A 9,648-nucleotide genomic window follows, 5' to 3' on the forward strand; every position below is an offset into this window, starting at 1 on the left:
TAAGTGGTCTACGAAAGAAAGATAATTAACGACCCGGTATTCGGGTTCATTAATATACCCAAGGGATTACTGTATGATATTGTACGTCATCCCCTATTGCAGCGTCTTACCCGCATCAAGCAGGTGGGACTCTCATCGGTAGTATATCCCGGTGCACAGCACACCCGTTTCCAACATTCACTGGGAGCATTCTACCTAATGAGCGAAGCAATCACCCAACTAGCGTCCAAAGGTAATTTTATCTTTGACAGTGAAGCGGAAGCTGTGCAGGCTGCCATCCTTCTGCATGACATTGGACATGGCCCATTCTCACACGTACTGGAGGATACAATCGTGAAAGGAATTCCTCACGAAGAAATTTCCCTCATGCTGATGGAACGGATGAACAAGGAGGTGAACGGACAACTCAGTCTTGCCATCCAAATCTTCAAGGATGAATATCCAAAACGTTTCTTGCATCAGCTGGTTAGCGGACAACTGGACATGGACCGGCTTGATTATCTTCGTCGTGACAGTTTTTATACAGGAGTAACAGAAGGAAACATCGGCTCTGCACGAATCATAAAAATGCTTGATGTGGCCGACGACCGTCTCGTAGTCGAGTCTAAAGGTATCTATTCCATAGAGAACTTTCTTATGGCACGCCGTCTGATGTATTGGCAAGTATACCTGCACAAAACCTCGGTCGCATACGAAAAAATGTTGATCAGTACTCTTCTACGCGCTAAAGAACTAGCCTCACAAGGAATAGAACTGTTCGCATCGCCTGCATTACATTTTTTCCTTTACAACGACATCACTCCTACGGAATTCTACAGCAATCCCGATTGCCTGGAGAATTTTATCCAACTGGATGACAATGATATCTGGACGGCTTTGAAAGTATGGAGCACCCATACCGATAAGGTACTTTCGACTTTAAGTATGGGAATGATTAACCGAAATATCTTTAAAGTGGAAATTTCGTCGGAACCGATTAGTGAAGACAGAAAAAAAGAATTAACTTTGCAAATCAGCCAACAACTAGACATACCCCTTTCCGAAGCGAACTATTTTGTTTCTACCCCCAGCATCGAAAAGAACATGTACGACCCGGCAGATGACAGTATTGACATTATCTATAACGACGGCACAATCAAAAACATAGCCGAAGCTTCGGACATGCTGAACATCTCATTATTGTCCAAAAAGGTAAAGAAATACTATCTCTGTTACCAGAGATTACACAGATAAGTATAAAATATTCATTCAATAACACGGAAATCTGAAAAAAAAGTCCGTTATTTGTGAACTAATTAAATTTTAAATAAAAGACATGGAGTTCTCGGCTAAGCAAATTGCAGAATTTATCCAAGGGGAAATCATTGGAGACGAAAACGCTACGGTACACACATTCGCTAAAATTGAAGAGGGAATGCCCGGAGCAATTTCTTTCCTGTCGAACCCTAAATATACACCTTATATCTACGAAACACAATCAAGCATTGTTCTGGTTAACAAGGATTTTACTCCTGAACATGAAATTAAAGCCACTCTTATCAAAGTGGAAAATGCATACGAAAGTCTGGCGAAACTGCTCAATCTCTACGAAATGAGCAAACCTAAAAAACAAGGTATCGATTCACTAGCATTTGTTGCCCCCAGTGCCAAGATTGGTGAGAATGTATATATTGGTGCTTTTGCCTATATCGGTGAAAATACCGTAATTGGAGATAACACCCAGATTTATCCACATACTTTTGTTGGAGACGGTGTGAAAATAGGTGATAATTGTCTGCTTTACTCAAATGTCAACATCTACCACGACTGCCGTATAGGTAATGAATGTATCCTGCATTCAGGTGCTGTGATCGGGGCGGACGGATTTGGCTTTGCTCCTACTCCGAACGGATACGATAAGATTCCTCAAATCGGAATCGTGATTCTGGAAGATAAAGTGGATATAGGCGCCAATACCTGTGTAGACCGTGCTACAATGGGAGCTACAATAGTACATAGTGGTGCTAAAATAGATAATCTGGTGCAGATAGCACATAATGATGAAATAGGTTCACATACTGTGATGGCTGCGCAAGTCGGTATTGCCGGCTCTACAAAAATTGGTGAATGGTGCATGTTCGGCGGTCAGGTCGGTATTGCCGGACACATCAAAATAGGGGATAAAGTAGGATTGGGCGCACAATCCGGTGTTCCCGGAGACATCAAATCCGGAAGCCAGCTGATCGGAACTCCACCTATGGATCCCAAACAATATTTCAAAGCGTCCATCATAAGAAAAAGCCTGCCGAATATGCAGAAGGAGCTACATGACCTGCGCAAAGAAATCGAAGAATTAAAACAACTATTAAATAAGTAACCAATGCTGAAACAAAAAACGCTGAAAGATAGCTTTTCACTGAGCGGGAAAGGTCTTCACACTGGACTTGATCTCACTGTAACATTCAATCCGGCTCCGGACAATCACGGATATAAAATCCAACGTATTGACGTAGAAGGACAACCAATAATCGATGCAGTAGCCGACAATGTGGTGGAAACCACACGTGGTACTGTTTTGTCGAAGAATGGAGTTAAAGTAAGCACCGTGGAACATGGTATGGCAGCCCTTTACGCATTGGGCATTGATAACTGTCTTATCCAGGTAAACGGCCCGGAATTTCCGATATTGGATGGTAGCGCACAATATTATGTACAAGAAATAGAACGTGTAGGAACAGTAGAACAGAATGCTGTCAAAGACTTTTATATTATCAAATCTAAAATAGAATTCCGGGATGAAACGACCGGTTCATCCATCATCGTATTGCCGGATGAGAATTTTAGCCTGAATGTATTGGTTTCCTACGATTCAACCATCATTCCGAATCAGTTTGCAACACTCGAAGATATGCATAAATTCAAAGACGAAGTGGCTGCCAGCCGTACTTTCGTCTTTGTTCGCGAAATAGAACCGTTACTTTCCGCCGGCCTGATTAAAGGTGGCGACTTGGATAACGCTATCGTAATCTACGAACGTAAGATGTCGCAAGAAAGTTTCGATAAGTTGGCAGATGTGATGGGAGTACCCCATATGGACGCCAATCAGTTAGGCTATATTAATCACAAGCCATTGGTTTGGCCGAACGAATGTGCCCGTCACAAATTGCTGGATGTTATCGGTGACCTTGCCTTAATCGGTAAACCGATCAAAGGACGTATCATCGCTACCCGTCCCGGACATACGATCAACAACAAATTCGCCCGTCAGATGCGGAAAGAAATCCGTCTGCACGAAATCCAGGCACCGGGCTATGACTGCAATCGGGAACCGGTAATGGATGTAAACCGTATCCGTGAGCTACTACCTCACCGTTATCCGTTCCAATTGGTGGACAAAGTAATTGAAATTGGTGCCAACTATATTGTAGGCGTCAAGAATATCACTGCTAATGAACCTTTCTTCCAAGGTCATTTTCCACAAGAACCTGTTATGCCGGGTGTACTCCAGGTAGAGGCTATGGCACAGGTCGGAGGTTTGCTTGTTCTCAACTCTGTTGATGAACCGGAACGTTATTCTACTTATTTCATGAAGATAGACGGTGTCAAATTCCGCCAGAAAGTAGTGCCGGGAGATACACTGATTTTCCGTGTGGAATTGTTAGCCCCCATCCGTCGTGGAATCTCTACCATGAAAGGTTATGCATTTGTTGGAGAGAAAGTGGTTTGCGAAGCTGAATTCATGGCACAAATAGTAAAAAACAAGTAATTAACAATTGAAAATTCAAATGATAAGTCCTTTAGCGTATATCCATCCCGAAGCTAAAATAGGGGAAAATGTAGAAATTGCGCCTTTTGTATTCATAGATAAAAACGTGGTTATCGGCGACAATAATAAAATTATGGCTAATGCCAATATTTTATACGGCTCGCGTATCGGCAACGGAAACACTATATTTCCGGGAGCCGTCATCGGGGCCATCCCGCAAGACCTTAAATTTCGCGGAGAAGAATCAACCGCTGAAATCGGAGACAACAACCTGATTCGCGAAAACGTAACAATCAACCGTGGTACGGCAGCTAAAGGGCGCACGATTGTGGGAAGCAACAACTTACTGATGGAGGGTGTGCACGTAGCACACGATGCATTAGTGGGAAACGGATGTATCATAGGCAATTCTACCAAAATGGCAGGCGAAATCGTGATTGACGACAATGCAATCGTCAGTGCTAACGTATTGATGCACCAATTCTGTCATGTAGGTAGTCATGTAATGATTCAAGGCGGATGTCGTTTCAGCAAAGACATCCCTCCTTACATCATCGCAGGACGCGAACCTATCGCCTTCAGTGGTATCAACATCATCGGTCTGCGCCGTCGCGGTTTTGCCAATGAAGTGATCGAAAGCATTCACAATGCCTATCGTATCATCTATCAAAGTGGTTTGAATACGACAGAAGCATTAAAGAAAATTGAAGATGAATTTGAAAAGAGTCCGGAGATTGACTATATTATCAACTTCATCCGTAACTCAGAGCGTGGCATTATTAAATAAACAGTTCAAAATAGTCATATTATGATATACAGATTTACTATTATATCTGATGAAGTTGACGATTTTGTCAGAGAAATACAAATTGACCCGGAAGCTACTTTCTTTGACTTCCATGAGGCAATACTGAAATCAGCAGGGTATACAAACGACCAGATGACTTCTTTCTTTATCTGCGATGATGATTGGGAAAAAGAAAAAGAAGTCACTTTGGAAGAAATGGATGATAATCCCGAAATGGATAGCTGGGTGATGAAAGAAACCACAATCAGCGAATTAGTAGAAGATGAAAAGCAGAAATTACTCTACGTATTCGATTACATGACAGAACGTTGTTTCTTCATCGAACTATCTGAGATTATCACCGGAAAGAATATGACAGGTGCCAAATGTACCAAGAAATCTGGAGAAGCTCCCAAACAGACTGTGGATTTTGAAGAAATGGCTGCTAGCGGCGGTTCGCTTGATTTAGATGAAAACTTCTATGGCGACCAAGACTTCGATATGGAAGACTTCGACCAAGAAGGATTCGATATCGGTGGCGATACAGGTAGCCCTTATGACGAAGATAAATATTAATTTAACGATTAGTGATTTAATGATAAGTGTGGTAAAGATTCGTTTATTCACAGATCATTAAATCACTAATCTGTTACCATTAACCACTTATCCCCCTTGCCTACTCTCATTGTTCTTATAGGTCCTACCGGTGTAGGAAAAACAGAATTAAGCCTGCGGATAGCAGAGTCTTTTCAAACAAGCATTGTATCTGCTGATTCAAGACAACTTTACGCCGAATTAAAGATAGGTACGGCAGCTCCTACTCCCGACCAACTCAAACGTGTACCTCATTATTTGGTCGGTACGCTTCATTTGACAGATTATTACAGTGCCGCCCAATACGAAACGGAAGCGTTGGAAATCCTCGATAAGTTATTTACGCAACACGAGGTCGTGGTTCTTACCGGTGGCTCAATGATGTATGTAGACGCTATCTGTAAAGGTATCGACGATATTCCTACCGTTGATGCGGAAACCCGCCAACTCATGCTACAGAAATATGAGGAGGAAGGACTTGAACAACTCTGTGCAGAACTTCGCCTGCTGGATCCGGAATATTATCGGATAGTCGATCTGAAGAATCCCAAACGGGTTATTCATGCATTGGAAATTTGTTATATGACCGGACGCACTTATACCTCTTTTCGCACCCAACAAAAAAAAGAACGTCCGTTCCGCATTATTAAAATAGGATTAACCCGTGACCGGGAAGAGTTGTATGACCGTATTAACCGTCGGGTAGATATGATGATGGAAGAAGGATTACTGGAAGAAGTACGCTCGGTACTTCCCTATCGCCACCTCAATTCGCTCAACACAGTAGGTTATAAAGAACTGTTCAAGTATCTGGATGGAGAATGGGAACTCTCCTTTGCCATAGATAAAATCAAGCAAAACTCCCGCATTTATTCGCGTAAACAGATGACTTGGTTCAAACGAGATGAAGAAATACAATGGTTCCATCCGGAACAAGAAACGGAGATACTGGCGTACCTCCGTCAACAAATAGGGTGACATTGCAAGCAGTTTCTTCTCGAGTCCACAGCGACAATATTTAAAGTCCTTTTCACAAAGAGATTGAAACTTCCCAATAATCCTTATCAAATCTGCATAAAAATCCATCAGGTTTTGTCGAATCTAAGTTTATTGTTACTTTTGCAATTACGAATAAAAACCAAAACCGAATTAAAAAAGCAGATGAAAAAGATCAGCATCACTCTATTACTCTGCCTTCTCTGTCTGACAGGAATGGCACAAGGACAAAAGGCACTCGATTTAAAAGATATCACCTCGGGACATTTCCGTCCGGAAAACATTCAAGGCGTAATTCCGATGCCTGATGGAGAACATTACACACAAATGAATGATGACGGCACTCAAATCATCAAATATTCTTTCAAGACAGGTGAAAAAGTAGAAGTGATCTTCGATGTAAAGACTGCCCGCGAATGTGATTTCAAGCACTTCGACAGCTATCAGTTCTCACCCGACGGAAAAAAACTACTGATTGCCACCAAGACGACCCCGATTTATCGGCACTCATATACAGCTGTACATTATATCTACCCTTTGAAACGAAATGATAAGGGCGTTACGACAAACAACATCATTGAACGGCTGTCTGACGGCGGACCTCAACAGGTCCCCGTCTTTTCTCCGGACGGAACAATGATAGCTTTTGTCCGCGATAACAATATCTTTCTTGTGAAACTGCTTTATGGCAATAGTGAAAGCCAGGTTACCGAAGACGGTAAACAGAACTCTATTATCAACGGCATCCCGGACTGGGTGTATGAAGAAGAATTCAGTTTTAACCGTGCGTTGGAATTCAGTGCCGATAATACGCAAATCGCTTACATCCGTTTTGACGAATCAGCAGTACCGTCCTATTCTTTTCCGGTATTTGCCGGACAAGCACCCCACATTAATGCTTTGAAGGACTATCCGGGTGAATATACCTACAAGTATCCGAAAGCCGGATATCCGAATTCCAAAGTCGAGGTACGCACTTATGATATCAAATCGCACGTCACCCGCACAATGAAACTTCCGTTGGATCCGGATGGATACATTCCCCGCATCCGCTTTACCAAAGACGCCAACAAGCTGGCCATCATGACACTGAACCGTCATCAAGACCGCTTCGATCTTTATTTTGCCGACCCACGTTCAACACTTTGCAAACTGGTGCTACGTGATGAATCACCCTATTATATCAAGGAGAACATCTTCGATAATATCGAATTCTATCCTGAATATTTCAGTTTGCTCAGCGAGCGTGACGGATATAGCCACCTCTATTGGTACAGTATGGGAGGCAATCTGATCAAAAAGGTTACAAACGGCAAATACGAAGTAAAAGACTTCTTGGGATATGACGAAGAGGACGGATCTTTCTATTACACCAGCAATGAAGAAAGTCCTTTGCGTAAAGCAGTCTACAAGATAGATAAGAAAGGTAAAAAGACCAAGCTGTCTCAAAAAAGCGGAACCAATACCCCGCTCTTCAGCAAATCAATGAAGTACTACATGAATAAGTTTACGAGTCTTGATACCCCCATGTTGGTTACGTTGAACGACAATTCGGGTAAGACTCTAAAAACATTGGTTACGAATGACAAGTTGAAACAGACCCTGTCCGGATATGCTGTGCCGCAGAAAGAATTCTTTACTTTCCAGACTACGGATGGTGTAACCCTGAACGGATGGATGATGAAACCTGTTAATTTCTCCGCATCGAAGAAATATCCGGTGTTGATGTATCAATATAGCGGACCGGGCTCGCAACAAGTATTGGATACATGGGGAATCAGTTGGGAAACCTATATGGCGAGTCTCGGCTACATCGTAGTATGCGTGGATGGTCGGGGAACAGGAGGACGCGGAGAAGCCTTCGAGAAATGTACCTATCTGAAAATCGGAGTAAAAGAAGCCAGAGACCAAGTGGAGACCGCTCTCTATCTCGGTAAACAAGCATACGTGGATAAAGACCGGATCGGTATTTGGGGATGGAGCTACGGCGGATACATGACTCTAATGAGCATGAGCGAAGGTACTCCCGTTTTCAAGGCAGGCGTAGCCGTTGCCGCACCGACCGACTGGCGTTTTTATGACACTATTTATACCGAACGTTTCATGCGTACTCCCAAAGAGAATGCAGAAGGATACAAGGCCTCATCCGCTTTTACCCGTGCCGACAAACTGCATGGCAACTTGTTGCTCGTACACGGTATGGCAGATGACAACGTTCATTTCCAGAATTGTGCAGAGTATGCCGAGCAGCTGGTACAACTCGGAAAACAGTTTGATATGCAGATTTATACCAATCGCAATCACGGAATATACGGTGGAAATACCCGTCAGCACTTATACACCCGGTTGACTAACTTCTTCTTGAACAATTTGTAATGGCTGACAGAGTACGTAAGCCTGAATGGCTGAAAATTAATATCGGTGCCAACGAACGATACACCGAAACCAAACGAATAGTTGATTCCCACTGCCTGCACACAATCTGCAGCAGTGGGCGTTGCCCCAATATGGGAGAATGCTGGGGGAAAGGAACGGCTACTTTCATGATCGGCGGTGACATCTGCACCCGCAGTTGTAAATTCTGCAACACACAGACCGGTCGGCCACATCCGCTGGATAGTAACGAACCTACTCATGTGGCAGAGTCCATCGCACTAATGAAACTCGACCATGCTGTCATCACTTCCGTAGACCGTGACGACCTCCCGGACTTGGGGGCCGAACATTGGGCACATACCATCCGCGAGATAAAGCGCCTGAATCCTCAGACTACCATCGAAGTGCTGATACCCGATTTTCAAGGAAAAACGGAACTGGTAGATCTCGTGATAGAGGCCCATCCCGATATTATTTCACACAATATGGAAACCGTACGCCGCATTAGTCCGCTAGTGCGCAGTGCAGCCAACTACGACACAAGTCTGCAAGTAATCGGCCGCATCTCTTCCAAAGGAGTGAAATCAAAAAGCGGCATTATGGTCGGTTTAGGAGAAACTCCAGAAGAAGTGGAAACATTGATGGATGACTTATTGACTGTCGGTTGCCAAATTCTTACTATCGGACAATACCTGCAACCCAGCCACCGTCATTATCCCGTTGCAGAATACGTAACTCCCCCTCAATTTGCAAAATACAAAACAATCGGTTTAGAAAAAGGATTTAACATTGTAGAGAGCGCTCCCCTTGTCCGTTCATCCTACCATGCAGAGAAACACATCCGTTAAGCAAACAAAACACAGGCACTATTTGTTTTATAAGCAGAACCGACAAATAAACATTAAGTAGAGATGGAGCATAAAGGAATACTTTCTTCTGCATTTAACATGTCACTGGGTTTTGTCCCCGTTATTATTTCCATTTTATTGTGTGAACTTATAACGCAAGACACGGCTATTTACATCGGTACAGGTATAGGTAGGGATATTCCTAAAATAATAAAATTTAAGGCAACTACTTCATTGCGAATTAGTTGCCTTTTTTGTATCTTTAAGCATTCCCCCCAAAAAACGGTTTGACGGCCAAAACG

The 9,648-nt window shown here is 43.1% G+C and carries 8 protein-coding genes; all 8 read left to right on the forward strand.

The window, feature by feature from the left end:
• Window positions 1-3: 3 nt before the first annotated feature.
• The 8 genes from BACFIN_RS01680 (at window position 4) to lipA (ending at window position 9,346) form a co-directional block, all read left to right on the forward strand.
• Entirely contained in the window at window positions 4-1,233 is a 1,230-nt protein-coding gene (locus BACFIN_RS01680) for an HD domain-containing protein (protein WP_007757738.1), read from the forward strand.
• Between the two features lie 82 nt (window positions 1,234-1,315).
• Window positions 1,316-2,356 (forward strand): UDP-3-O-(3-hydroxymyristoyl)glucosamine N-acyltransferase, encoded by a 1,041-nt coding sequence (lpxD, locus tag BACFIN_RS01675; RefSeq protein ID WP_007757740.1) that lies wholly within the window; start codon window positions 1,316-1,318, stop codon window positions 2,354-2,356.
• Window positions 2,357-2,359: 3 nt separating this feature from the next.
• A complete protein-coding gene (locus BACFIN_RS01670) occupies window positions 2,360-3,745 on the forward strand; it encodes a bifunctional UDP-3-O-[3-hydroxymyristoyl] N-acetylglucosamine deacetylase/3-hydroxyacyl-ACP dehydratase (RefSeq protein WP_007757741.1) in 1,386 nt (461 codons plus the stop codon).
• Window positions 3,746-3,764: 19 nt separating this feature from the next.
• Complete coding sequence (gene lpxA, locus BACFIN_RS01665) at window positions 3,765-4,532, forward strand: acyl-ACP--UDP-N-acetylglucosamine O-acyltransferase (RefSeq protein ID WP_007757742.1); 768 nt, start codon at window positions 3,765-3,767, stop codon at window positions 4,530-4,532.
• 21 nt (window positions 4,533-4,553) lie between these two features.
• Window positions 4,554-5,108: an IS1096 element passenger TnpR family protein gene (locus BACFIN_RS01660; protein WP_007757744.1), complete on the forward strand. Its 555-nt coding sequence runs from the start codon at window positions 4,554-4,556 to the stop codon at window positions 5,106-5,108.
• Window positions 5,109-5,204: 96 nt separating this feature from the next.
• The gene (miaA, locus tag BACFIN_RS01655) at window positions 5,205-6,104 is read left to right on the forward strand and encodes a tRNA (adenosine(37)-N6)-dimethylallyltransferase MiaA (RefSeq protein ID WP_007757746.1); all 900 of its coding nucleotides are present in this window, start codon (window positions 5,205-5,207) and stop codon (window positions 6,102-6,104) included.
• A 183-nt stretch (window positions 6,105-6,287) separates the two neighbouring features.
• Complete coding sequence (locus tag BACFIN_RS01650; RefSeq protein ID WP_032839958.1) at window positions 6,288-8,498, forward strand: S9 family peptidase; 2,211 nt, start codon at window positions 6,288-6,290, stop codon at window positions 8,496-8,498.
• A complete protein-coding gene (gene lipA / locus BACFIN_RS01645) occupies window positions 8,498-9,346 on the forward strand; it encodes a lipoyl synthase (RefSeq protein ID WP_007757750.1) in 849 nt (282 codons plus the stop codon). The genes BACFIN_RS01650 and lipA overlap by 1 nt, the downstream gene beginning before the upstream one ends.
• The last annotated feature ends 302 nt before the right edge of the window (window positions 9,347-9,648 follow it).

It is taken from the genome of Bacteroides finegoldii DSM 17565 (assembly GCF_000156195.1).
GTDB classification, from domain to species: domain Bacteria; phylum Bacteroidota; class Bacteroidia; order Bacteroidales; family Bacteroidaceae; genus Bacteroides; species Bacteroides finegoldii.

Bases quoted from the DNA above. Each gene is read 5' to 3' on its own strand.
- BACFIN_RS01650 (WP_032839958.1), top strand. From the start codon at position 6,288: ATGAAAAAGATCAGCATCACTCTATTACTCTGCCTTCTCTGTCTGACA.
- BACFIN_RS01670 (WP_007757741.1), top strand. From the start codon at position 2,360: ATGCTGAAACAAAAAACGCTGAAAGATAGCTTTTCACTGAGCGGGAAA.
- lipA (WP_007757750.1), top strand. From the start codon at position 8,498: ATGGCTGACAGAGTACGTAAGCCTGAATGGCTGAAAATTAATATCGGT.
- lpxD (WP_007757740.1), top strand. From the start codon at position 1,316: ATGGAGTTCTCGGCTAAGCAAATTGCAGAATTTATCCAAGGGGAAATC.
- lpxA (WP_007757742.1), top strand. From the start codon at position 3,765: ATGATAAGTCCTTTAGCGTATATCCATCCCGAAGCTAAAATAGGGGAA.
- BACFIN_RS01660 (WP_007757744.1), top strand. From the start codon at position 4,554: ATGATATACAGATTTACTATTATATCTGATGAAGTTGACGATTTTGTC.